Source organism: Ramlibacter albus (genome assembly GCF_014297445.1).
GTDB classification, from domain to species: domain Bacteria; phylum Pseudomonadota; class Gammaproteobacteria; order Burkholderiales; family Burkholderiaceae_C; genus Ramlibacter; species Ramlibacter albus.
This window is the reverse complement of record NZ_JACORU010000014.1, coordinates 26116-49547: the sequence shown is the minus strand read 5'-3', so window position 1 is coordinate 49547 and position 23432 is coordinate 26116. Positions and strand designations below refer to the sequence as shown.

The 23432-nt window shown below is 67.9% G+C and carries 28 protein-coding genes; 14 read left to right on the top strand and 14 right to left on the bottom strand.

Features of this window, described 5'->3' with window-relative positions; translation table 11 throughout:
• Window positions 1-13: 13 nt before the first annotated feature.
• On the top strand, window positions 14-991 hold the full coding sequence (locus H8R02_RS26380) for a tripartite tricarboxylate transporter substrate-binding protein (protein WP_187084506.1): 978 nt from the start codon (window positions 14-16) through the stop codon (window positions 989-991).
• Between the two features lie 88 nt (window positions 992-1079).
• Here the strand turns inward: H8R02_RS26380 and H8R02_RS26375 are convergent, their stop codons facing one another.
• Genes H8R02_RS26375 through H8R02_RS26365 form a run of 3 tightly spaced genes read right to left on the bottom strand, consistent with a single transcriptional unit; the run spans window position 1080 to window position 2317 of the window.
• Entirely contained in the window at window positions 1080-1553 is a 474-nt protein-coding gene (locus tag H8R02_RS26375; RefSeq protein ID WP_187084505.1) for a DM13 domain-containing protein, read from the bottom strand.
• 3 nt (window positions 1554-1556) lie between these two features.
• A complete protein-coding gene (locus H8R02_RS26370; protein WP_187084588.1) occupies window positions 1557-1748 on the bottom strand; it encodes a zf-HC2 domain-containing protein in 192 nt (63 codons plus the stop codon).
• 2 nt (window positions 1749-1750) lie between these two features.
• Window positions 1751-2317 carry a sigma-70 family RNA polymerase sigma factor gene (locus tag H8R02_RS26365; protein WP_187084504.1) on the bottom strand — a complete coding sequence of 189 codons (567 nt, stop codon included), beginning with the start codon at window positions 2315-2317 and terminating at the stop codon, window positions 1751-1753.
• A 57-nt stretch (window positions 2318-2374) separates the two neighbouring features.
• Here H8R02_RS26365 and H8R02_RS26360 point away from each other — a divergent pair, with 57 nt between their 5' ends.
• Entirely contained in the window at window positions 2375-3787 is a 1413-nt protein-coding gene (locus H8R02_RS26360; protein ID WP_187084503.1) for an adenylate/guanylate cyclase domain-containing protein, read from the top strand.
• Here H8R02_RS26360 and H8R02_RS26355 read toward each other — a convergent pair whose 3' ends face one another.
• The 3 genes from H8R02_RS26355 to H8R02_RS26345 all read right to left on the bottom strand — a co-directional run bounded on the left by H8R02_RS26355 (window position 3788) and on the right by H8R02_RS26345 (window position 5290).
• The gene (locus H8R02_RS26355) at window positions 3788-4075 is read right to left on the bottom strand and encodes an EF-hand domain-containing protein (protein WP_187084502.1); all 288 of its coding nucleotides are present in this window, start codon (window positions 4073-4075) and stop codon (window positions 3788-3790) included. It lies immediately after the preceding gene.
• Entirely contained in the window at window positions 4072-4398 is a 327-nt protein-coding gene (locus H8R02_RS26350; RefSeq protein ID WP_187084501.1) for a hypothetical protein, read from the bottom strand. Before H8R02_RS26350 ends, H8R02_RS26355 begins: the two co-directional genes overlap by 4 nt.
• A 70-nt stretch (window positions 4399-4468) precedes the next feature.
• Window positions 4469-5290 carry a helix-turn-helix domain-containing protein gene (locus tag H8R02_RS26345; RefSeq protein ID WP_187084500.1) on the bottom strand — a complete coding sequence of 274 codons (822 nt, stop codon included), beginning with the start codon at window positions 5288-5290 and terminating at the stop codon, window positions 4469-4471.
• A gap of 115 nt (window positions 5291-5405) precedes the next feature.
• On the opposite strand from H8R02_RS26345, the gene H8R02_RS26340 reads away from it, so the two are divergent.
• The 5 genes from H8R02_RS26340 (at window position 5406) to H8R02_RS26320 (ending at window position 8059) form a co-directional block, all read left to right on the top strand.
• Window positions 5406-5684 carry a BufA1 family periplasmic bufferin-type metallophore gene (locus H8R02_RS26340; protein WP_187084499.1) on the top strand — a complete coding sequence of 93 codons (279 nt, stop codon included), beginning with the start codon at window positions 5406-5408 and terminating at the stop codon, window positions 5682-5684.
• Window positions 5685-5691: 7 nt separating this feature from the next.
• Window positions 5692-6546 carry an MNIO family bufferin maturase gene (bufB, locus tag H8R02_RS26335; RefSeq protein ID WP_187084498.1) on the top strand — a complete coding sequence of 285 codons (855 nt, stop codon included), beginning with the start codon at window positions 5692-5694 and terminating at the stop codon, window positions 6544-6546.
• Window positions 6543-7250, top strand: coding sequence for an HvfC/BufC family peptide modification chaperone (locus H8R02_RS26330; RefSeq protein ID WP_187084497.1), 708 nt, complete (start codon window positions 6543-6545; stop codon window positions 7248-7250). The genes bufB and H8R02_RS26330 overlap by 4 nt, the downstream gene beginning before the upstream one ends.
• Entirely contained in the window at window positions 7247-7711 is a 465-nt protein-coding gene (locus tag H8R02_RS26325) for a DoxX family protein (protein ID WP_187084496.1), read from the top strand. Before H8R02_RS26330 ends, H8R02_RS26325 begins: the two co-directional genes overlap by 4 nt.
• Window positions 7712-7837: 126 nt before the next feature.
• Window positions 7838-8059, top strand: a complete 222-nt coding sequence (locus tag H8R02_RS26320; protein ID WP_187084495.1) for a hypothetical protein — start codon at window positions 7838-7840, stop codon at window positions 8057-8059.
• Here H8R02_RS26320 and H8R02_RS26315 read toward each other — a convergent pair.
• The 7 genes from H8R02_RS26315 to H8R02_RS26285 all read right to left on the bottom strand — a co-directional run bounded on the left by H8R02_RS26315 (window position 8048) and on the right by H8R02_RS26285 (window position 12800).
• Complete coding sequence (locus tag H8R02_RS26315) at window positions 8048-10357, bottom strand: xanthine dehydrogenase family protein molybdopterin-binding subunit (RefSeq protein ID WP_222622656.1); 2310 nt, start codon at window positions 10355-10357, stop codon at window positions 8048-8050. The two genes, H8R02_RS26320 and H8R02_RS26315, sit on opposite strands and share 12 nt — an antisense overlap.
• Before the next feature lie 47 nt (window positions 10358-10404).
• Window positions 10405-10767 (bottom strand): MarR family transcriptional regulator, encoded by a 363-nt coding sequence (locus H8R02_RS26310; protein WP_187084494.1) that lies wholly within the window; start codon window positions 10765-10767, stop codon window positions 10405-10407.
• Window positions 10764-11114: a GIY-YIG nuclease family protein gene (locus H8R02_RS26305; protein ID WP_187084493.1), complete on the bottom strand. Its 351-nt coding sequence runs from the start codon at window positions 11112-11114 to the stop codon at window positions 10764-10766. The genes H8R02_RS26310 and H8R02_RS26305 overlap by 4 nt, the downstream gene beginning before the upstream one ends.
• Entirely contained in the window at window positions 11111-11677 is a 567-nt protein-coding gene (locus tag H8R02_RS26300; RefSeq protein WP_187084492.1) for a DUF2239 family protein, read from the bottom strand. Before H8R02_RS26300 ends, H8R02_RS26305 begins: the two co-directional genes overlap by 4 nt.
• A 76-nt stretch (window positions 11678-11753) precedes the next feature.
• Window positions 11754-12047 carry a type II toxin-antitoxin system RelE/ParE family toxin gene (locus tag H8R02_RS26295; RefSeq protein ID WP_187084491.1) on the bottom strand — a complete coding sequence of 98 codons (294 nt, stop codon included), beginning with the start codon at window positions 12045-12047 and terminating at the stop codon, window positions 11754-11756.
• Entirely contained in the window at window positions 12044-12265 is a 222-nt protein-coding gene (locus tag H8R02_RS26290) for an addiction module protein (RefSeq protein WP_187084490.1), read from the bottom strand. The genes H8R02_RS26295 and H8R02_RS26290 overlap by 4 nt, the downstream gene beginning before the upstream one ends.
• A 28-nt stretch (window positions 12266-12293) precedes the next feature.
• A complete protein-coding gene (locus H8R02_RS26285) occupies window positions 12294-12800 on the bottom strand; it encodes an Lrp/AsnC family transcriptional regulator (RefSeq protein WP_187084489.1) in 507 nt (168 codons plus the stop codon).
• A gap of 100 nt (window positions 12801-12900) precedes the next feature.
• On the opposite strand from H8R02_RS26285, the gene H8R02_RS26280 reads away from it, so the two are divergent.
• Window positions 12901-16473: an indolepyruvate ferredoxin oxidoreductase family protein gene (locus H8R02_RS26280; protein WP_187084488.1), complete on the top strand. Its 3573-nt coding sequence runs from the start codon at window positions 12901-12903 to the stop codon at window positions 16471-16473.
• A gap of 225 nt (window positions 16474-16698) precedes the next feature.
• On the top strand, window positions 16699-17760 hold the full coding sequence (gene rsgA, locus H8R02_RS26275; protein ID WP_187084487.1) for a ribosome small subunit-dependent GTPase A: 1062 nt from the start codon (window positions 16699-16701) through the stop codon (window positions 17758-17760).
• Here rsgA and H8R02_RS26270 read toward each other — a convergent pair.
• Window positions 17757-18827, bottom strand: a complete 1071-nt coding sequence (locus H8R02_RS26270) for a 3-deoxy-7-phosphoheptulonate synthase (RefSeq protein WP_187084486.1) — start codon at window positions 18825-18827, stop codon at window positions 17757-17759. The two genes, rsgA and H8R02_RS26270, sit on opposite strands and share 4 nt — an antisense overlap.
• Before the next feature lie 116 nt (window positions 18828-18943).
• Between H8R02_RS26270 and H8R02_RS26265 the strand changes: the two genes are divergently transcribed.
• From H8R02_RS26265 to H8R02_RS26245, 5 genes are read left to right on the top strand one after another with little or no spacing between them, the layout of a single operon-like run.
• Entirely contained in the window at window positions 18944-20119 is a 1176-nt protein-coding gene (locus H8R02_RS26265) for an ABC transporter substrate-binding protein (protein WP_187084485.1), read from the top strand.
• 29 nt (window positions 20120-20148) lie between these two features.
• Entirely contained in the window at window positions 20149-21012 is an 864-nt protein-coding gene (locus H8R02_RS26260; protein ID WP_187084484.1) for a branched-chain amino acid ABC transporter permease, read from the top strand.
• Window positions 21009-21968, top strand: coding sequence for a branched-chain amino acid ABC transporter permease (locus tag H8R02_RS26255; protein ID WP_187084483.1), 960 nt, complete (start codon window positions 21009-21011; stop codon window positions 21966-21968). The genes H8R02_RS26260 and H8R02_RS26255 overlap by 4 nt, the downstream gene beginning before the upstream one ends.
• The gene (locus H8R02_RS26250) at window positions 21965-22732 is read left to right on the top strand and encodes an ABC transporter ATP-binding protein (protein ID WP_187084482.1); all 768 of its coding nucleotides are present in this window, start codon (window positions 21965-21967) and stop codon (window positions 22730-22732) included. Before H8R02_RS26255 ends, H8R02_RS26250 begins: the two co-directional genes overlap by 4 nt.
• Window positions 22722-23429: an ABC transporter ATP-binding protein gene (locus tag H8R02_RS26245; protein WP_187084481.1), complete on the top strand. Its 708-nt coding sequence runs from the start codon at window positions 22722-22724 to the stop codon at window positions 23427-23429. The genes H8R02_RS26250 and H8R02_RS26245 overlap by 11 nt, the downstream gene beginning before the upstream one ends.
• The last annotated feature ends 3 nt before the right edge of the window (window positions 23430-23432 follow it).

Genomic DNA, 23432 nt, shown 5'->3' with positions numbered 1-23432 from the left:
CCGAGGAGACAACATGACAGCAAAGCGCAACTACGTTGCGGCGCTCGCGCTCGTCCCGCTGATGGCGGCGGCGCAGGGCGACTTCCCGAGCAAACCGGTCACGCTCGTCGTGCCGTTCGCGGCCGGCGGCCCCAGCGACAAGATCGCCCGCGACCTGGCCGAGGCCCTGCGCAAGCCGCTCGGCCAACCGGTAGTGGTGGACAACACGGCCGGTGCCGGCGGCACCATCGGCTCGGCCAAGGTAGCCAAAGCCACGCCCGACGGCTACACGCTGCTCGTGCACCACATCGGCATGGCGACGGCGCCCGCGCTGTATCGCAAGCTGACGTACAAGGTGCCGGACGACTTCGAGATGCTCGGCGTGATCAACGAGGCGGCTTCCGTCGTGATCAGCAAGCCGTCGCTGGCTGCGAACACCTTCGCGGACCTGCGCAAGTGGATCGCCAGCACCGGCGACAAGGTGACGCTCGCGAACGCGGGCCTCGGCTCCGCGTCGCACCTGTGCGGCCTGATGCTGCAAAGCGCGCTGAACGTGAAGATGACGCCTGTGCCCTACAAGGGCACGGCCCCGGCGATGAACGACCTCATCGGTGGGCAGGTGGACCTGATGTGCGAGCAGGCGACCAACGCCGTGCCGCAGATCGAAGGCAGGAAGGTGAAGGCCTTCGCGCAGACGGGCGTGAAGCGCCTGGGTGTGCCGGCGCTCAAGGACGTGCCGACGCTGGCCGAATCCGGTTTGCAGAACGTCAACGTGCAGGTGTGGCACGGCCTCTACGCGCCGAAGGGCACGCCGCCCGCCGTGCTGGCGAAGCTGAATGCCGCGCTTCGCACCGCGCTGAAGGACCCGGAGCTGATCAAGCGCGAAGAGGCCCTGGGCCTGAGCGTGATCACCGACAGCCGCGTCGGACCCGCGGGTCACCGCAAATTCATCGAAGCCGAGGTGGCGCGTTGGGGCAAGGTGATCAAGGAAGCGGGCGAGTACGCGGACTGATCAGGCTGCGTTGGAGTTTCGTGAAACTCCGGACATATATGACCGCTTATCCGGCTTTATCGGTCATATATGTCCCTTTTTCACACCCCTACCGGTACCGCGCCGCCGTGATGAACTGCGAGAACGCCTCGCACCACACCACCACGGCGCGGTACTCCTCCAGCACCGTGCCGGCGGGCAGGTGCACGAGGAAATTCTCGAAGGTCTTGATGTCGCCCGCCATGAGCGAGCGCGCTTTCAAGCGCTGGAAGTCCTCGCCGGTCTCCACGAACTCGGGCACGAGGTAGAGGCGGTACGCAGGCCCGGGCGCGATGCGGCCTTCGAGGCTCACCGCCTGCGGCGAGATGCTCACGCGGCCTTCGCCCCAGTGCAGCGCGTCGCTGCCCTTCAGCGCGCGGCGGAATTCACCGTGGTAGCTCGCACCCTTGGAGACATCGCGCACCTGCGCCGTGGTCGGCGACGGCGGTGCCGCGAGGATGGGCAGGAAGTACACGCCGAGCGCGAACCCGGCCACGACAGCAAGCGCATGCGTCGCTGCGAGCACGAGCGCCCGGCGCTTCACAGCTCAATCGCCTTCCTGGTAATTGCGCCATCGCGCGAACGCATTGCGCATGGTCAGGATCTGCCGCTCGAAGTCCGGGCACGCCTTGCACGCCGCCAGGTGCAGCCGCAGCGCCAGGCGGTCGACCGCCGACAGCTCGCGGTCTTCGCGAGCCACCAGGAGGGCGGCGACCTCCTTGCAGGTGCGGCGCAGCATTGTCACGACGAGGCTTCCTTGTTACCGAACCAGTTCAGCTCCAGGCACTCGCGCAGGCGCAAGCGGGCGCGGTGCAGCTGGACGTACAGGTTCGTCGGCGTCAGCTGGAGTTCCTTACAGATGTCCTCGCTGGACAGCTCCAGCCACTCCCGCATCAGGAAGAGCCGGCCCATGGCGGGCGGCAGCTTGTCGGTGCACGCTTCCAGCACCGCGAAGAACTGGCGCCGGCTCAGGTCCTGCTCGGGGTTGCCCCAGTCGGCCGGCTGCTGCTGGAAGTGGCCGTCGGCCTTGAAAGCCAGCGCCTCCAGCTCCTCGCTGCCGTCGCCCTCGTCCGTGTCCAGCGCCACCTCGCGGCTGCGCTGCCGCAGCGCGTCGACAATCTTGTGCTTGAGGATGCCCACCAGCCAGGTCTTGAGCTGGCTGCGGTTGGCAAAGGATTGCGGCTTGGCGACGGCCGCCAGGAGCGTCTCGGAAACGGCATCCTCCGCCCAGGCGTCGTTGCGCAACTGCAGCCGGGCGTACCTCAGCAGGTACACCCGGTGGTCGGCAAGTTGGCTTTCGATGCTCATCGGTGTAAGACTTGATGATCGCACACGACCAAACGGTGCGAAACCCGTGGAGGTTCCATGAGCGATACCGAATCCCGGTTCAGCGTCCTGCGCCAGTCCGCCGACCCCGCCGCGGTCGCGGCCCTCGAGGCCCTCGTCCGGGACGGCGCCGACCCGGACCTCAACCGCGTCAACGTGATCGAGTTCGCCGAGCAGCGCAACCTGCCCATGGAGAAGGCACTCGACGCCTTCCTGCACGCTTCGCGGCTGGGCATGTTCGACATGTCCTGGAACATCCTGTGCCCCGGCTGCGGCGGCGTGCTGCACGCCAACGCCACGCTGCGCTCCGTCGACCGCAGCGAATACAACTGCGCGATCTGCGCGGCCCACTACGAGCCCACGCTCGATGAAGTGGTGGAGGTCTCCTTCACCGTCAACCCGCGCGTGCGCAGGATCGCGGCCCACACGCCGCACGAGCTGCCAATGTGGGAATACGTGCGCCAGATGTTCTGGGCGTCGGGCATCGTGCTGCCCCCGCCGGAGGATTTCGCGAAGCACATGCAGGACATGGTGCTGGACTGGGTGGAGATCGGCGCGGGCGAGAAAGCCACGATGTCCGTGCAGCTGCCACCGGGGTTCATCATCGCGTTCGAGCCCGTCACGCACGCGGCGGTCTTCATGGACATCCAGGGCGAGCCCACGCGCGAGCGGCAGGAGCTGGGCATCGTGTTCAACCAGGTGCAGTCGCCCACGGCCAAGCACATGATGCGGCCCGGCCCGCTGCGCCTGACGCTGGAGAACCGCACCGACACGCGCGTGCTGCCGGCCCTCTTCATCGCCGGGGACGCGCTGCACCACATGCTGGGCCGGCGCAAGCAGTTCCTCACCGCGCAGCGCCTGCTCACGCACCAGACCTTTCGCAACCTGTTCGGCGCCGAGACGCTGGCGCCGGACCAGCGGCTGAAGATCACCAACCTTGCTTTCGTGTTCACGGACCTCAAGGCGTCGACCGAGCTGTACGAGCGCGTGGGCGACCTCGCCGCGTACGAGCTGGTGAAGGCGCACTTCGGCGTGCTCGGGCACGCGGTGGCCAGCGAGTCGGGCGCGGTCGTCAAGACCATCGGCGACGCGGTGATGGCCACCTTCCCTTCATCGGACCGCGGCATCGCCGCCGTGCTGCGCATGCGCGAGGCCATGCAGCGCCTGAACGAGTCGCACGGCCGCGAGGACCTGATGCTCAAGATCGGCATGCACGAAGGGCCGTGCCTGGCCGTCACGCTGAACGACCGGCTCGACTACTTCGGCCAGACCGTGAACATCGCCTCGCGCGTGCAGGCGCTGGCCGATTCCGCGTCGGTTTTCGCGACCGAGCCGGTCATCTCGCACCAGGCCTCCAGCGAGCTCATTTCGCGTGCCGGCCTGAAGGCGACCCCGCGCAAGTGCGCCCTGCGCGGGATCGCCGACGACTACACCGTCTACGAGATCGGCTGATCAGCCGCCCGCCCGCATGTACGACAGCAGTTCCTGGAACTGCTGCACGGTGAGCATGTCGCCCTTGGCGCCCATCTTCCTCGCGTTCATGTCCCAGGCCATGCCCATCATGTCCATGAACTCCTTCTTGGACACCATGCCGTCCTTGTTCTTGTCCATCATCTTCATGGCCATGATCTCGGCGAAGGGGTAGTACTCGGCGTTGGTAGGGCCGGCGGCGAAAGCGCTGCCCGCGCACAGGATGGAAGTGGCAACCGCGATGCGGCCGGCGATTTTCTGGAAAGTCATTTCGATTCCTCAAGTTGAAGCAGACAGGCAAGGACCTCGCGCAAGTTCCCGAAGTGCGAGGCGATGTACGGCGCGACCCACTGCCGCACCGCGGTGCGCAGTGCGGCGTGCGGGCAACGAGCCGCGAACAGGGCCACAGCCCAGGAGCCTTCGCCGACCGCCCAATCGAACAGGTGCGGCGGCACATGGATGCCGCGCCTGTGCGCGCATCGCACGATCTCGGCGACGAACTCGTCGAGCTCCTCCACCGCGCGCAAGCGCGTGTCGGCATCGGGTTCGGCAGGGTGCAGCATCGAAAGCTCCCGGGCTGTGGGTTCGGCCATGAGCAGGCCGGACGGTGAACTGTCGTTGCGCGAGCCCCGCTCCTGTTGCCCGATCGGCCGCGAGTGTTTGCTATCCGGCCCAGGCGGCGGGCGGCAGGCCCACCACGCCCTTGAAGCGGCGCACGAAGGCGGCAACGCTGGTGTAGCCGACCCGGCCGGCGACGGTCTTCACCGGCACGCGGCGGCGCAGCAGCTGCTGCGCGACGCCGATGCGGTAGTGCGTGAGGTAGTCGTGCGGGCTGGTGCCCACCACCGCGCGGAAGCGCTCCACGAAGCGCGAGCGCGACATGCCCGCTTCGGCCGCGAGCGCGTCGATGTCCAGTGCGGTGGGGTAGCGTGTGTGGATGGCGCGCAGGGCCGCTGCGATCTGCGGGTCGCTGGCACCCGCCAGCGCGCCTGCAGCGCAGCGGCCGCTTTCGAGCGCATGGCGCGCGATGTAGCCGAGCACCACTTCGCACAAGCGGTCCGCGAGCTGCCGGCTGCCCGGCGCTTGTGACGCCGCTTCGGCGAAAAAGGCGTCAAGCAGTTGGCGGATGCCGTCGAGGCGCGCGAGCGGCATCACGAGCACTTCGGGGAACGACAGCGAGATGGCCTGGCTGAAGCCCTCGCCATAACTCGTGAAAGCGCACACGAGGTCGAAGCCCTCGTCGTCCATGGCGCGCACCCAGTGCGGGCAACCGAGCGGGAAGAACACCAGCGAAGGCTCCTCGATGCGGATCGGCGCACCTTGCCCGGTGAGCACCTCCGCGCGGCCCGAGCGCACGAAATGGATGGAGCCCGTCCGGTAATTGCGCAGCAGGTTGTCGCGGGAGCAGCGCGTGCCCACGAACACCACGCGCGCGGCCAGCTGGCCGCTGTCGAAGATCAGGTCGTACATGACGAGAGGTCGCACGCACGCGCCGCGCCTTACATCGCATGCGGCGTGTAAGAACCTGCGCGCAGCCCCGACAGACGCCCAACCAGCCGCTGCTGGTTGACCTTTCAACCCTTCAAGGAGCCATCGAACCATGAACCAACGTGCCCTGATCGCCGCCGCCGCGCTGTCCGTGCTGTCCACCACGCTGCTGGCCGGCCCCGCCGCGCCGCAACCCGGCAAGGACAAGTGCTACGGCATCGCCAAGGCCGGCCAGAACGACTGCGCCAACATCGCCGGCACGCACTCCTGCGCGGGCCAGGCCAAGGCCGACAACGACCCCGGCGCCTGGAAGTACGTCGAGAAAGGCAGCTGCAAATCCATGGGCGGCCTGACGGCCGACGAAGCCAAGGCCAAGGCCAAGAAGGCGTAAGCGGGCCATGACGCAGGTCGGCATCGGCTGGCGCCACGCGCACTACGGCGAGCTGCTCGAGCAGCGGCCCGCGCTGGACTTCATCGAAGTGCATTCGGAGAACTTCTTCGGTGAAGGCGGCGCCGCGCTCGCGGTGCTCGAGGCGGGCCGGCGCGAGTACCCGGTCAGCCTGCACGGCGTGGGGCTCTCGCTCGGTTCGGCCGCGGGTATCGACGCGTGGCACCTCAACCAGCTGGAGCGGCTGGTCGACCGCATCGACCCGGTGCGCGTGAGCGACCACGCGTCGTTCGCGCGCGGGTTGATCGGCGGCCGCTGCCTGCATGCGGCCGACCTGCTGCCCCTGCCCTTCAATGCGCAGGCGCTCGCCGTGCTGTGCGCCAACGTGCAGCGCGTGCAGGACCGCCTGAAGCGCCCCCTGCTCGTGGAGAACCTCTCCGCGTACATCACGCTCGCGGGCGCCGATCGCGACGAGCCGGACTTCCTGGCCGAACTCGCGCGGCGCACCGGCTGCCAGCTGCTGGTCGACGTGAACAACATCTACGTCAATGCGCTGAATGCCGGCGAGGCCGATCCTGTCGCGGCCTGCAACCGCTGGCTCGACCGCATCCCCACCGGCTGCGTCGGCGAGATCCACGTCGCGGGGCACAAGGTGCTGGACGACATCGTCATCGACGACCACGGCAGCCGCGTCGCGGCCGGCGTGTGGCGGGTCTACGAACATGCGCTGCTCTGCTTCGGCGAGGTGCCCACACTGGTCGAATGGGACACCGATGTGCCTGCGCTCGACACCCTGCTGGACGAAGCGGCCATCGCACAGCACGTGGCCCGCAACGTGCTGCAGCAAGTGGAGCTCGCCGCATGAACGCCCTCGCCGCCCAGCAACGGGCGCTGCTGCGTTCCTTGTGGTTGCCGGGGATCGAGACGGCGGCGTTGCTCGCCGGTCCGCAGCTGGCTCGCGCGGACGGGAAGTCGGTGCGAGGGTTGCGCGCTTATCGCGCCAACGGGCGCGCACTCGCCAGTCGCGCGCTGGCCGCCGCGTACCCCACCGTGCTGCACGTGCTCGGCGAAGAGAACTTCGACGGCCTCGCGCGCACGCACTGGCTGCGCCGCCCGCCCGCGCAAGGCGACATCGCACGCTGGGGCGCAAGGCTCGCGCAGCACATCGAGTCGATTCCCCAGCTGGTGGCCGACGAGCCGCAGCTCGCGCACCTCGCACGTGTCGACTGGGCGCTGCACTGCGCAGCAACGGCCGCCAACGACGCGCAGCAGTTGCCCACGCTGCAGCTGCTGGTGAACCTGCCGCCCGACCGCGTGACCTTGCGCCTCGCGCCCGCGACGGCGCTCGTGGGCGACACGCTGGTGTGGCGGCAGGGTTTCCGGCCCGTGTCGCGGCCGCTCGCGCAAGGTGAGGCCGAACTCGTCGCCGCCCTGCTCGCGCGGCAACCGCTCGCATCCGCGCTCGACGCCGCACCCGGCATCGACTTCGCGAGCTGGCTCGCATCCGCGGTGGAGCAGCAACTCGTGCTGCGTGCCTGCCGCATCCGCACTTTGGAGAAGCCTTCATGAAATACATCGACCGCATCCTGGCCGCCTGGCAGTCCATCGTCGCCGCGCTTGACGCCCTGCAGCCCCTCGCCGCGCTCGCCGCGAGGGCGTACGTCGCGCAGGCCTTCTTCCTTTCCGGGCTGACGAAGATCCGCGATTGGGACACGACCCTGGCGCTGTTCACGGACGAGTACCACGTGCCGTTGCTGCCGCCGCAGCTGGCCGCCGTGATGGGCACGGGTGGCGAGCTCGTGCTGCCCGTGCTGCTCATCCTTGGGCTGGGCGGCCGGTTCGCGGCGCTGGGGCTTTCGGTCGTGAACGTCGTCGCCGTGCTGTCGCTCCCGGAGATCGCGCCTGCCGCCTTGCAGCAGCACGTGTTCTGGGGCTCGCTCCTCGCCGGCATCGCCGTCTTCGGGCCGGGCAAATGGTCGCTCGAGCGCGTCGTCTGGCCGCGAATCACGGCCGGGCTGCGGCCTGCGTAAAGCCGACGCCCAGCCGGGCCGCAGGCACTACACTGTGGGTTCCACTGAGTCGGCTCTTCTGGTGCCTCCTGCCGACGGCTCATACCACCTCAGCCCGTTCTTGCACTCGCTCCTTCTGGAGGCACCGTGCAAGACACGCTCGATCACCCACCCGTCGCCCGCGGCGAATTCGCCCTCGAAATCGAGGACAAGAAGGCCCGGCTGCAGCAGCTGGAGCAACAGCGGCTGCGTGTCGTGGCGGACTCCAGGAATTCCATGGCCGAGTTCAGGCTCGAGAGCCAACGCATGGCCGACGCGATCCAGCTCGCGCGCCAACGGCTGGAGCGTTGCCGCGGCTCAGGCGGATGACGCGCGGCTACCGGTAGCGGCCTGCAATGCGTGCCAGACCCTTGCGGGCGTGGCAGGCATGTCGAGGTGGCGCACGCCTTCGGGCTGCAGCGCGTTGCAGACGGCGTTCATGGTGGCGCTCATCGCGCCCACGGTGCCCGCTTCGCCGACGCCCTTCACACCCAGTGGGTTGAGTGCGGTCGGCGTCTCGACATTCGCGCTGACCATCGGCGGCATGTCGTCCGCGCGCGGCATCGCGTAGTCCATGAACGAGCCGGTGAGCAGCTGGCCGTACTCGTCGTAGCGGATCTCCTCCATCAGCACCTGGCCGAGGCCCTGCGCGACGCCGCCGTGGATCTGGCCTTCGACCATCACGGGGTTCATCACCCGGCCGACGTCTTCGACACTGACGTAGAGCACGGGCTTCACCTGGCCGGTGGCGGGGTCGATCTCCACTTCGCAGATGTGGCAGCCGTTGGGGAACGTGGGCCGCTCCGGCTTGTAGGCGCCGGTGCCTTCGAGTGCCTCGCCTTCGCGCGCAAGCTCCATGAGCGCGACGCCGTGGTCCGTGCCTCGCACCTGGAATCGGCCGCGCACGAACTCGATGTCGTCCGCGTGGGCTTCGAGCTTGCGTGCGGCCGCCTTGCGCGCGTTCTCGATCAGGTTCTCGGACGCGTGCCGCAATGCGGAGCCGCCCTGGATGAGCGCGGACGAGCCGCCGTTGCCGCGGCCGACGGCGAGCAGGTCGGTGTCGCCTTGCTCGTAGCGCACGTTTTCGATGGGTATGCCGAGTGCATCCGCAACCAGCCTGGAGAATCCGGTCTCGTGACCCTGCCCCACCGACACCGAACCGACGCGCAGTGTGACGGTGCCGTGCGTGTTGACGGTCAGCCTCGCGTTGTCCGCGAGCAGGCCGCCGGCCATTTCGATGGGCATCGCGATGCCGATGCCGCGCAGCATGCCGCGCTGCCTCGCTTCGTCGCGGCGCTGCGGGAACTGCGCGTACTTCGCCAGCTCCATCGCCTTGTCGAGGTTGCGCTCGAACTCGCCGCAGTCGTACTCGAAGCGGAAGCTCGTCCGGTATGGCATCGCGCTGGCGGGGATCAGGTTGCGGCGGCGCAGCTCGGCGGGGTCGATGCCCATCTCGGCGGCGGCGACGTCGATGATGCGTTCGATGACGTACGTGGCGTCGGGGCGGCCGGCACCGCGATACGGTGCGGTGGGCTGCGTGTTCGTGAACCAACCGCGCACTTCGGCGGCGGTGACCGGCGTCGCATACACGCCGGAGATGCCGCCGATGTTGTTGACGGGCGAGGTCGAGCGCCAGTTCATGTACGCGCCGACGTTCACGTCGTAGCGCACCCGCAGCGCGGTGAAGCGGCCTGCGGCGTCGAGCCCCAATTCGGTGTGGATCCGGATGTCGCGGCCGTGTTCGTCGCTGAGGAACGACTCCGCTCGTGTGGCGGTCCAGCGCACCGGCTGCTTCATTCGCCGCGCGGCCCAGAACACGAGCACTTCCTCGCGCAGCGCGCCGGACTTCATGCCGAACGAGCCGCCGACGTCGCCGATGACCACACGGATGTCCGTGGGCGGCAGGCCGAAGCGCTTGGCCAGCTCGTCGCGGAACTGGTGCGGGCCCTGGTGCGACAGGCGCATGACGGTGCGGCCGTCCTCTCCCGTGTACGCGAGCGCCGAACGAGGCTCCATCGCCATCGCCGCGACCCGCGTCGATTTCGACGTGAGTCGCGCAACGTGCGCCGAAGCCGCGAGGGCCGCGTCCACGCCGGCCGCGTCGCCATGCCGCCAGTGGTAGGCGATGTTGCCGGGGCGGTCGTCCCACACGAGCGGGGTGTCGGCGGGCTGCGTCACGCAAGGATGCTCTTCGTAGTCGACCATCACGAGCTCGGCGGCGTCCTGCGCCGCGGCAAAGCTGCGCGCCAGCACCATCGCGACCGGTTCGCCCGCGAATCGCACACGGTCGCGCACCAGCAGTTGCCTCGGTGTTTCCACCGCCTCGGTGCCGTCGCCCTGCGGGAACCTGAATGGAGCGGGGCAATCGACGAAGCCGTCGGCGACGAAGTCCGCCCCGGTCAGGACGGCGACGACGTCGGGTTGGGCGAGCGCGGAAGCCGCATCGATCGAGCGCACCGTTGCCGACGGATACGGCGACCGCACGAAGAACGTGTGCAGCGCGCCGGGGCACTCGACGTCGTCGGTATATTCACCGCGGCCGGTGGTGAGCCGCGCGTCCTCGCGGCGGCCTTTGCTGGGGTGATGCGCAGGGTCGGTCATCGGCAGGTACTTCGTTGTTCGCGACACGCCATCGTATGCGCGAACGGCCGGCGCGCCGTGTACGCCGAAAGGCGTCAGCCGCGCGCCTGCGCCATCCGCAAGCAGGCCAGCGCCGCGGTCTTACGCGCTTCGCGCAGCATCCTGAGGCCCAATGCGGTCAGCCCGACGCTGCGGCCCGCCTCCTGGGCGGAGCGCGTGACGAGCCCCAGCTTCTCGAGCGGCCGCACCTGCACGAGCAGCCTCGAGCGGGAAACGCAGAGCGCTGCGGCCAGCTGCGGCTCCGGCGCCGCGCCGGGCGCGTCGTGCAGGTGCTGCAGCAGGACGAAGTCCGCCCAAGACATCCCGTGCAGCCTGCCCAGCGCTTCGTCGAGCCGGGATGTGGCCGCCGCGTGGACACGCTCGCGTTCGAACAGGGCCTGCAATTCCACGGCGCTCATGGCTGCGCTCCCCCGCAAAGGTCGGCCGCGTAGATCTCTTCGAGCGCCTTCAATTCGGCGGCGTAGTCGAACGCCGGGTCGGTGCGCTGCTTCACGAGTTCGAGCACGTCGAACGTGATCTGCGACGGGTCGTCGTTCCAGTTCGCCTGCAACGCCTTGTCGGCATGGCGGCCGAGCCGCAGCTCGAACTGCAGCCGGTTGATGGCCCCGTGCACGTTGCGGCTGGACGCGACGCGCAGCGTGCCGCTCGCGCGGTTGCGCACGGCGTAGATGCCCATGGGCGGGAAAGCGTCGCGCGCTTCACGCGACAGCCTGCGGCGCTCGGCACTCGATTGGGATGTGGTCACTCTGCACTCCTGGTGTCGGGGTCGTGTTCGGGGTCCGCGAGCTTCACGAGGTGCGCGCGGATGTCGGCCGGCCATGCCTTGATGCGGGTCCGGAAGGCCTGCATGTCATTTGCAAACAGGGCGCGCGCGGCTTCCTCGAAACCGGGCCGGTCCCCCGCCAGCGCCACCATCACCTTGTAGCTGCGCTCCTGCGCGCGGCGCATGCGCTCACGCCCGGAGCCGCTGCGACGTGCCTCCTGCACGAGCTTGCGCAGCGCCACCGACGCGCCGCCCGGCTGTGATGCCAGCCAGTCCCACTGGTCAGGCAGCAAGGTGACTTCACGAGCGACCACGCCGAGCTTCGGCCGCCCACGCGGGCGCGGCAAGGGCTCGTACCGGCTGCGCACGTCGCCCTCGCCGCCGCGCAGGTCCAGGTCGAGCTGGTCGCCGGTGGCATCACGGAAGATCAGCACGCCGGGTTCCGGCGCGGCACGCGCCGCGACGGCCACCTCCGCAAGCAGCCCCGATGCGAGAAGGCGGCCGCCCAGGAAGGCCGTGTAGGTCTGGTTCGGGTCCGGGTTCATGGGCGAGATTATTACCCGGACGAAATATTTCGTCAATAAATACCGGGTGAAATTCAACCCGGACTTGCAGAGCTCCCTAACTGCGGCCCCTCCAGAACCCCGGCCGCCGTCGATGGTGTGCGACGGCAACGACCCGGACCTCGGTCTCTCGCACGAAGTAAACGATGCTGTAGGGAAACCGCCTCAGGGGCAGTCGCCGGGTCTTGCGGCGCCAGATCGAGCCGAGTTCAGGGTACTCGATGAGCAACTTCGCAGAGCGATCGAACTCGGAGATGAAAGCATCGGCAATCAGCCGGTTGGCATGCCGCGCGTAGAAGACCGCTCCCTCTTCGAGCTCCCGCTGCGCATCAGCACTGAGCGAAATCCTCACTGGATCGCTCGGCGCGCACGTGCGACTGCATCCTCCAGACTGACGAGGGGGGCTCCGGCTTCGACTTGGGCAACGCGGCGTTCGACCTCTTCGGCCCAAGCGGCGTCGACGTCGGGCTCTGTGGACACGCTCGCGAGCAGGTGGTCGGCGAGCTGCACGCGCTCTTCCACGGAGAGCTTCAGCGCTTCAGCTTCGAGCTTCGAAAAAGAGGAGGCCATGGTCGATCGCGAAGTGGGTCGGGCCATCTTACTCCCTCCCCTTTCTTCGCCGCACCGCCGGCTTCGCGGGCGCCTCCAGCGGCAACCTGGTCTCCGCCTTCACCTCCTTCAGCACGACGCTCGAGCGCACGTGCGTCACGCCGGGCAGCTTGAACGCCACCTCGTGCAGGAAGGACTCGTACGCCTTGATGTCGGGCAACAGCACCTTGATCATGTAGTCGGCCTGCCCCGTCGTCGAATAGCAGCTGACAATCTGCGGGCAGGCGGCGACGGCGCGCTCGAACTGCTGCACGTCGTCTTCCTTGTGGCGGGTGAGGTTGACTTCCGCAAGCACGCAAAGCGTGAGGCCCACCTTCTCGCGGTCCACGAGTGCGGTGTAGCCGCGGATGATGCCGCTGCCCTCCATCTCCTTCACCCGCTTCCAGCACGGTGTGCTGGACAGGCCCGCGGCGGCGGCGAGCTGCTGCACGGTCTGGCGCGAGTCGCGCTGCAGCTCGGAGAGCAGCAGGATGTCCTGGCGGTCGAGTTGTTCCATTCCTGAAAACCCCATTCTGGAAGAACAACATTCTCCCAGCCTTCGAGAACGGGGGGAATGAAAGAAGCACTTTTTCACTTCGCGTGAGTAAGCTCGCCCCATGCAAACGAGCACCTCCACGCCGATCGCCCGCCCCGACTACCAGCTGGCCGACAGCCTGTGGGCCCGCAGCGGCGCGATCTTCCTCACGGGCACGCAAGCGCTCGTGCGCCTCATGCTGATGCAGCGCCAGCGCGACGCGGCCGCGGGCCTGGACACGCAAGGCTTCATCAGCGGCTACCGGGGCTCGCCGCTCGGCATGGTGGACCAGCAAGTCTGGAAGGCCGGCAAGAAGTTCGAGGAGGCGGGCATCCGGTTCCTGCCCGCGATCAATGAAGAGCTGGGCGCGACGGCGGTGCTCGGCACGCAGCGTGTCGAAGCCGACCCGGACAAGACCTGCAAGGGCGTGTTCGCGATGTGGTACGGCAAGGGGCCGGGCGTGGATCGCGCGGGCGATGCGCTGAAGCACGGCAACGCGTACGGCGCTTCGCCGCATGGTGGCGTGCTGATGATCGCGGGCGACGACCACGGCTGCGTGTCGTCGTCGATGCCGCACCAGAGCGACCAGGCGTTCCAGTCGTGGCATGCGCCGATCGTGTCGCCGGCTTCGGTGGCGGAGTACCTCGAGTTCGGGCTTTACGGCTGGCAGCTCTCGCGCTTCTCGGGCAACTGGGTCGGCTTCACGGCGCTGTCGGAAGTCGTGGAGAGCGGCTCGACGGTGGACCTCGACCTCGTCAACGCGCGGGTCGCGATGTGGCAGGACGCCGAAACCGTGCGCGCCGCGACGGGCTACGAGCCGCCTGCAGGTGGACTGCACTACCGCTGGCCCGACCTGCCGTCGCTGGTGATCGAGCAGCGCCTGCATGCCAAGCTGGACGCCGTGCGCGCGTTTGCGCGCGTCAACAGCATCGACCGGCACATCGTGACGAGCCCTCAAGCCACGGTCGGCATCGTCACCGCGGGCAAGGCGCATTACGACTTCATGGAGGTGCTGCGGCGCCTGGACATCTCGCCGGGCACGCTGGCGCAGCACGGCGTGCGCATCTACAAGCTGGGCCTGACGTATCCGATCGAGCCCACGCGCATGCGCGAATTCGCGAACGGGTTGAACGAGATCCTCGTCATCGAGGAGAAGGGCCCCGTCGTCGAGGAGCAGTTGCGCTCCATGTTCTACAACGACGCGGTGCGCCCGGCCATCGTCGGCAAGAAGGACGTGCAGGGCGCGCCGCTCGTTTCCGAACTCGGCGAATTGCGCCCCTCGCGCCTGATCGCGATCATCGCCAACTGGCTCGTCGCGCACTACCCCGACCTCGACCGCCGCCACCTCGTGCGCGACTTCACGCTCCCCGAGCTGCTGTCGAACGAAAGCGACTCGGTCAAGCGCCTGCCCTACTTCTGCGCCGGCTGCCCGCACAACACGTCCACGAAGGTGCCCGAAGGCTCGCACGCGCAGGCCGGCATCGGCTGCCACTTCATGGCCAGCTGGATGAACCGCGACACCGAGGGCCTGATCCAGATGGGCGGCGAAGGCGTGGACTGGGTGTCGCACGCGATGTTCACCAAGGTGCCGCACATCTTCCAGAACCTGGGCGACGGCACCTACTACCACTCCGGCTACCTGGCGATCCGCCAGGCAGTGGCCGCGAAGAGCACCCTCACCTACAAGATCCTCTTCAACGACGCCGTCGCGATGACGGGCGGCCAGCCGGTGGACGGCATCATCAGCGTCGACGGCATCGCGCGGCAGGTGGAAGCCGAAGGCGTGAAGAAGGTCGTCGTGCTGTCCGACGACATCACCAAGTACGACGGCATCCACGACAGGTTCCCGGCTGGCACGGAGTTCTTCGACCGCGCCGAGCTGGACCGCGTGCAGCGAGAGCTGCGCGAAGTGCCCGGCGTCACCGTGCTGATCTACGAGCAGACCTGCGCCGCCGAGAAGCGCCGCCGCCGCAAGAAGGGCGAGATGGTGGACCCGGCGCGGCGCGTCTTCATCAACGACCGCGTGTGCGAAGGCTGCGGGGACTGCTCGGTGCAATCGAACTGCGTGGCGGTGCAGCCGCTGGAAACGCCGCTGGGGCGCAAGCGCAAGATCGACCAGTCGTCCTGCAACAAGGACTATTCGTGCGCGAAGGGGTTCTGCCCCAGCTTCGTCGGCGTGCTCGGTGGCAAGCCGCGCAAGAAAGCGGGCGCGCTCGCTTCCGGGAGCACGGAGTTCATGAAGCACGTCGGCGCGCTGCCGCTGCCCGAAGCGTGGCAGTGGACCGGCCCGTATGACCTGCTGGTCACCGGCGTCGGCGGCACGGGCGTCGTCACGGTCGGTGCGCTGATCGCGATGGCCGCGCACCTGGAAGGCAAGAGCGCCAGCGTGCTCGACTTCATGGGCTTCGCGCAGAAGGGCGGCTCGGTGCTGTCGTTCGTGCGCATGGCCGACATTCCGTCGCGCCTCAACCAGGTGCGCATCGACACGCAGCAAGCGGATGCGCTGCTCGCGTGCGATCTCGTCGTCGGCGCGTCACCCGATGCACTGGCGACGGTGCGCCACGGCCGCACACGCGTGCTCGCGAACACGCATGAGACGCCGGTGGCCGAGAGCCTGCGCAATCCCGATGCTTCATTGAAGACACCCGCGCTGCTGGAGAAACTGCGCTTCGCAGCCGGCGCCGACCGCGTCGAGACCTTCGACGCGCAGGCGCTGGCCGAAGCCTTCCTCGGCGACTCCATCTATTCCAACATCGTGGCGCTCGGTTACGCGTGGCAGCGCGGCGTGGTGCCGGTGAGCCTCGAAGCATTGCTGCGCGCGGTGGAGCTGAACAAGGTCGCCGTCGACAACAACAAGCTCGCGCTCTCCATCGGACGCCTCGCTGCCGGCGAGCCCGAGCTGCTGGTGTCGCTGTTGGAAGAACCGGCCGGGCACCCGTCCATGAACGACTCGCTCGACCTCATCGTCGAACGAGGCATGAAGCACCTCACGGCCTACCAGAGCGCCGCGTACGCCAAGCGCTATGGCGACTTCATCCTGCGCGTGCACCAGCGCGAGCTCTCCGCCGGCGGCGACCTCTCGCTGCCTTTCACCCGCGCCGTCGCGCACAGCCTGCTGAAGCTGATGGCGTACAAGGACGAATACGAAGTGGCGCGCCTGTACACAGACGGCGAGTTCCTCAAGACCCTGGACGAGCAATTCGAAGGCAAGGTCGCGCTGGAGTTCTACATGGCGCCGCCCGCGCTCTCGCGCGCGAAGAACGGCCAGCCGCCGCGCAAGGTGCGCCTGGGCGGCTGGATGCTGCCTTTCATGCGCGTGCTTGCCCTCGGCAAGCACCTGCGCGGCACGGCGCTCGACCTGTTCGGCAGGACGGATGAGCGCCGGATGGAGCGCGAGCTGGTCACCGCGTACATGCAGCGCATCGAGTCGCTGCTGCCCACGCTCTCGGCCGACCGCATCAAGGCCGCCACCGAGATCGCCGCATTGCCGATGCAGATGCGCGGCTTCGGCCACGTGAAGCTCGCCAACGTCGCGCTCGCGCGCGTGCGCGAGGCCGAGCTGCTGCACAGGTTCGACCCGGTCGCGTACCCGCGGCCCACGAGCGCGCCGGTGGCCGGGCAGATCCGTGGTATCCGCGTCACAGCCGCGGCTTGACGAAACCCCGCGAGGCGCGGCAAACTCCGCGCCTTCTTCAACCACCTCCAGGAGACAAGCCATGACGAACACGCCCATTGCCCTCCTGTCGGCTGCGTAAACCAGCGCCTCTCGCGGGTCTCCGTTGATTCGCCGCGCTGCGCGGCCGACGTTTCCTTTCGCACATGCTCCGCGCCTGTTTTCGACGGGCGTGGCGGATACGTTCGCTTTTCAACATGACCCTCCATGATCGACATCGACTTCGACAAGCTGCGCCGCATCGGGCTGGCGCAAGGCATCACGAGCCGCCTGGGTGAGCTCGCTTCACCGGTACCCGGCACGCGCCTCGCCCGGGTGACGGAAACGCAGCGCGACGTGTTCACGCTGCATGACGGCACGCACGAGCTGCGCGCACGCGCTCTGGCGCGTGTCTCGGAAGTGCTGCAGGCCGACGGCGACGCGCTCACCATCGGCGACTGGGTGCTCGCCGCGCCGGGCGAGCACGGGCAATGGTGGATCCACGAGCGGATCGCGCCCGTGACGCAGATCGCGCGGCGCGCGAACGACGGGCGCAGGCAGACGCTCGCGAGCAACGTGGACACGGCCTTGCTCGTGATGGGCATGGACAACGACTTCAACCTGCGGCGCATGGAGCGCTACATCGCCATCGTCAAGGCGGCCGATGTGGCACCTGTGGTTGTGTTGACGAAGGCCGACATCGGGGCGCGTGAGCACTATCGCGAGATGTGCGACCGGTTGCCGGCGACCATCCCGGTGCTGGCGGTGAACGGCACGAGCCCATCCGCGCGCAAGGAGCTCGCACCGTGGCTCGCGCCTGGTTGCACGCTGGTGTTGCTCGGTGCGTCTGGTGCGGGCAAGTCGACGCTCACCAACACGCTGCTTGCGAGCGACGTCCAGGACACCGGTGAGGTGCGACGCGGCGACGGGCGCGGGCAGCACACGACGACTGCGCGTTCACTCCACTTGTGCGAAACCGGCGCCTGCATCATCGACACGCCGGGCCTGCGTACGTGGCGGCCGGACGCGGATGCGCAGTCACTTGCGGCGACTTACGACGACGTGCAGTCCTTCGCGCCGCTCTGCCGCTTCCGCGATTGCCGCCACGAAGGCGAGCCGGGGTGCGCGGTGCGAGAGCACGTGGCACAGGACCGGCTGGTGAACTTTCAGAAGCTGGTGCGCGATGCGGAGCGGGTGAACCTCACCGCGCTGGATCGCATCCAGGTGAGGAAGAAGTGGAAGAAGCTGCACAAGGCGGGCGCCGCGCGCACTCGCGACAAGCGAGGCTAGTGGCCAGCCAACTCGCGCAGCACGGCCTCGGTCTGTTCCCAACCAATGCACGCGTCGGTGATCGAGATGCCGGGCTTCAACGCAACGCCGGGCTTCAGGTCCTGCCGCCCAGCATGCAGATGCGACTCGATCATCAACCCGAGGATTCGCTTCTCCCCCGCGCGGATCTGCGCGCCCAGGTCTCGCGCCACCTCGACCTGCCGCTCGTAGTTCTTCTGCGAATTCGCATGCGAGCAATCCACCATCACCCGCTCCGTCACGCCGGCCTTGTTCAGGATCGCGCACGCGGCCTCGATGTCAGCCGCCGAGTAATTCGGCCCGCGCGACCCGCCCCGCAGGATGATGTGGCAGTCCTCGTTCCCCTCGGTTTCGAACACCGCCGCCAGCCCCATCTTGGTCATGCCCATGAACGCATGCGGCGAGCGGCACGCGATCAGCGCATCGGCCGCCATCTGCACGCCGCCGTCGGTGCCGTTCTTGAAGCCGATCGGGCAGCTCAAGCCCGAAGCCAGCTGGCGATGGCTCGGCGACTCGGTCGTGCGCGCGCCGATCGCGCCCCAGCTGATCAGGTCCGACACGTACTGGGGGCTGAGCAGGTCCAGGAACTCCGTGGCCGCCGGCAGCTGCATCTTCGCAATGTCGAGCAGCAGCTCGCGCGCGAGGCGCAAACCTTCGTTGATGTGGAAGGTACCATCGAGGTACGGGTCGTTGATGAAGCCCTTCCAGCCGACCGTGGTGCGAGGCTTTTCGAAGTACACGCGCATGACGATGAGCAGCTTGTCCTGCACCGCAGGCACCAGCGCCTTCAGCCGCCGCGCGTATTCCAGGGCTTGATCCCGGTCATGGATCGAGCACGGGCCGACAACGACCAGCAAACGCGGGTCACGGCCGTGCACGACGTCCGCCACCTGCCTGCGCGCGTCCTCCACAAAGCGCTGCACGGCCGCATCGGCAGGCAGGTCATATTGAAGGAGCGCCGGCGAGATGAGGGGCCGCACCTGGCGGATGCGGACGTCGTCGAGCGGGGTGGCGACGGGCTTGTCCTCGTCGATGGGGGGATGCGTCATATCCGCGATATCTTAAAGCCGGCTATCGCAAACCCGCATAACTGCTAGACCCCGCCCGACTTTGCCCAACCCGCGCGCGCGGGAAGAGAATTGCGCACCCTCCAAGGAGACCCCGCATGCAAAAACGATTCTTCCTGCGCACGCTCGCGGCCGCGAGCGTGCTCGCCGCTGCCGGAACGAGCGCCTTCGCCCAGCAAGCCCCGTTCAAGATCGGCCTGATCCTGCCGATGACGGGCCAGCAGGCCACCACCGGCCGGCAGATCGAAGCGGCCGCCAAGCTGTGGATGGCGCAGAACGGCGACACCGTCGCGGGCCGCAAGGTGCAGCTGATCGTCAAGGACGACACCAGCCTGCCCGACGTGACGCGCCGCGTGGCGCAGGAACTGATCGTGAACGACAAGGTGGACGTGGTGGCCGGCTTCGGCATCACGCCGTCCGCGCTGGCCGTGGCGCCGATCGCGACGCAGTCGAAGACGCCGCTGGTGGTGATGGCGGCTGCCACTTCGAGCATCACGGAAGCTTCGCCCTACGTCGTGCGCACCAGCTTCACGCTGCCGCAGGCCGCGGTGGCGATGGGCGACTGGGCGCCCAAGAACAACATCAAGACCGTCGTGACTCTCGTGACGGACTATGGCCCCGGCATCGACGCCGAGAAGTTCTTCAACGACCGCTTCCTGTTCAACGGCGGCAAGGTGCTGGAGAAACTGCGCGTGCCGCTGCGCAACCCCGACTTCGCGCCGTTCCTGCAGAAGGTGCGCGACCTCAAGCCCGACGCGCTGTTCGTGTTCGTGCCGTCGGGCGCGGGCGCGGCGGTGATGAAGCAGTTCGGCGAGCGCGGCATGGACAAGGCCGGCATCCGCCTGATCGGCACGGGCGACGTGACGGACGACGACCAGCTCAACGACATGGGCGACGTGGCCCTGGGCGTGGTCACCTCGCACCACTATTCCACGGCGCACAACTCGCCCGCGAACAAGAAGTACGTCGAGGCCTTCATGAAGGCCAACAACAAGCTGCGCCCCAACTTCATGTCGGTGGGCGGCTACGACGGCATGCGCGTGATCTACGAAGCGCTGAAGAAGACCGGCGGCAAGGGCGGCGGCGACGCGCTGCTGGCCGCGATGAAGGGCCAGATCTTCGAGAGCCCGCGCGGCCCGGTGTTCATCGACGCGCAAACGCGCGACATCGTCCAGAACATCTACCTGCGCAAGGTGGAGAAGAAGGACGGGCAGCTGTGGAACGTGGAGTTCGACGTCATCAAGGACGTCAAGGACCCCGGTAAAACGAAGTGAAAACACGGCCCTGAGGGCCGTGTCCTTCCATGTTGACCATACTGTTCGACGGCGTTGCCTACGGCATGCTGCTGTTCATCCTCGCCGTCGGCCTGGCGGTGACGATGGGGTTGATGAACTTCATCAACCTCGCGCACGGCGCATTCGCCATGGTGGGCGGGTACATCACCGTGCTGCTGATGCAGCGCGCGGACGTGCCGTTCCTCGTGTGCCTGCCACTGGCGTTTGCCGGCTCGGCGCTGCTCGGCGCGGTGCTGGAGCGCACGCTGTACCGGCCGCTCTACAGCAAACCCCACCTCGACCAGGTGCTGTTCTCCATCGGGCTGGTGTTCATGGCCGTCGCCGCGGTCGACTACTTCGTCGGGTCCACGCAGCAGATCCTGCAGCTGCCCGAGTGGCTGAAGGGCCGCACCGAGATCGGCTCGCTGGGCATGGGCCATTACCGGCTCTTCATCATCGTGATCTGCGCCGCGTTGACGGTGGGCCTGCAGTACATCCTGTCGAAGACGCGCTTCGGCAGCCGGCTGCGCGCGTCGGTCGATGACCAGCGCGTGGCCGCGGGCATGGGCATCAACGTCAACGTGGTGTTCCTCTCGACGTTCGCGTTCGGTTCCGGCCTCGCGGGCCTCGGCGGCGCACTCGGCGCTGAAGTGCTCGGCCTCGACCCGATCTTCCCGCTCAAGTTCATGATCTATTTCCTGATCGTGGTGGCCGTGGGCGGCACGTCGTCCATCACGGGGCCGCTGCTCGCGGCGCTGCTGCTCGGCATCGCCGACGTGGCCGGCAAGTACTACATCCCGAAGATGGGCGCGTTCATCGTCTACACGCTGATGATCGTGATCCTGATCTGGCGGCCGCAGGGCCTCTTCGTTCGGCAAGGCGGCAAGGCATGATCGAAGCGCAGAAATCCCTGCTGAACGCCAGCCGCATCAAGACGTGGGAGCCGGCGATCTGGCTGGTGGCGTTCGCCGTGCCGATGCTGCTGCCGAAGTCCGCGCTCATCGTCAACGAGATCGCGATCGTGGCGCTCTTCGCGGTGTCGCTCGACCTGGTGCTCGGTTTCACCGGCATCGTGTCGCTGGGGCATGCGGCTTTCTTCGGGCTGGGTGCGTACACCGCAGCCCTCTTCTGCAAGCACGTGAACCCCGATCCGCACCTGGGCCTGCTCGTGTCCATGGGTGCCGCCGCGGTGCTCGGCTTCTTCGCCGCGTTCACGGTGCTGCGCGGCACCGACCTCACGCGATTGATGGTCACGCTGGGCGTCGCGCTCATCCTGCTCGAACTCGCGAACAAGCTCGACTGGCTCACCGGCGGTACGGACGGCATCCAGGGCCTGATGTTCTCGCCGCTGCTCGGCAAGTTCGAGTTCGACCTGGCCGGCATCACCGCGTCGTATTACTCGCTGGTGGTGCTGCTGGTCCTGTTCTTCATTGCACGACGCCTCGTCAACTCGCCCTTCGGCGCCACGCTCATGGCCATCCGCGACAACCGATTGCGTGCGATGGCGATCGGCATCCCGGTTCATGCGCGGCTCGTCGCGATCTACACCATTGCCGCCGCAATGGCAGGCGCTGCCGGCGCGCTGTTCACGCAGACCTCGGGCTTCTCGTCGCTCGACGTGTTCGAGTTCCACCGCTCCGCCGACCTGATGCTGATGCTCGTCGTGGGCGGCACAGGGTGGCTCTATGGCGGTGTCGCGGGCGCCGTCCTGTTCAAGCTGATGCAGGACGCGATCTCGTCCGTCACGCCGCAGTACTGGACGTTCTGGCTGGGCCTGTTCCTCGTGGTGCTCGTACTCGTCGGCCGCGACCGCTTGTTCAAACCGTGGACGTGGTGGAAGAAGTCATGAGCGACATCGTCCTCTCCGCGCAGGGCCTGGTGAAGAAGTTCGGCGGCATCACGGCCACCAACAACGTCACGCTCGACGTGCGCCGCGGCGCACGCCACGCCCTCATCGGCCCCAACGGCGCCGGCAAGACCACGCTGATCAACCTGCTCACCGGCGTGCTCGAGCCCACCGAAGGAAAGATCGTCCTCGAGGGCGAGGACATCAGCAACCTCGCCCCGCACCAGCGCGTGCGGCGCGGCATGGTGCGCACGTTCCAGATCAACCAGCTGTTCGCGTCGATGACGCCGCTGGAAACGCTGGCGCTCGTCGTGTCGCAGCAGCGTGGCTTCGGCGCTTCGTTCTGGAAGCCGCTGGGTGCACGCGCCGCCGTGGCCGAGCGCGCCGAGCAATTGCTGCAGCAGTTCCACCTCGCCGAAGTGATGAACCAGCGCACGGAACACCTGGCTTACGGCAAGCGCCGGCTGCTGGAGATCGCGATCGCGCTGGCCTGCGAGCCGCGCGTGCTGCTGCTCGACGAGCCCGTCGCCGGCGTGCCTGCGGGCGAGCGCGAGGAGCTGCTGCAGACGGTAGCCGCCCTGCCCGCCGACGTTTCCGTGCTGCTGATCGAACACGACATGGACCTCGTCTTCAGCTTTGCCGACCGCATGACCGTGCTCGTCAACGGCGGCGTCCTCACCGAGGGCAACCCGGAGGAGATCGCGAACAACCACGAGGTGAAGGCGGTGTACCTGGGCTCGGACGTGGAGGCGATGCATGCAGCCTGACCTGCTCCGAGTCGAAAAGCTCAGTGCCGGCTACGGCGAGGCTGTCGTGCTGCACGACGTGAATTTCTCGCTGGGCGAAGGCGAGACGCTGGCGCTGCTGGGCCGCAACGGCACCGGCAAGACGACGCTGATCAACACGCTGGCCGGCGCGACTCGCCAACATGCCGGCACGATCGCGCTCGGCGACGCGGCGCTGCACAAGCTGCCCTCGCACGAGCGCGCCGCAGCGGGCATCGGCTGGGTGCCGCAGGAGCGCAACATCTTCAAGTCGCTCACGGTGCACGAGAACCTCACGGCGGTGGCACGGCCGGGCAAGTGGACGCCAGCGCGTGTGTACGAGATGTTCCCGCGGCTGGCCGAGCGCAAGGGCAACCTCGGCACGCAGCTGTCGGGCGGCGAGCAGCAAATGCTGGCTGTGGGCCGCGCGCTCGTGGTCAACCCGAAGCTGCTGCTGCTCGACGAGCCGCTGGAAGGGCTTGCGCCGATCATCGTGGCCGAGCTGCTCAAGGCGATCCACCGCATCACGCGCGAGGAAGGCCTGTCGGCGATCATCGTGGAGCAGCATCCGCAGGCGATCCTGCGGATTTCGCATCGGGCGATCGTGCTGGATCGGGGGACGGTGGTGCACTCGAGCGGCGCAGACGAGCTGCTGCACGCGCCGGAGCTTCTCGACCGGCTGCTCGGTGTGGCACGATGAGGG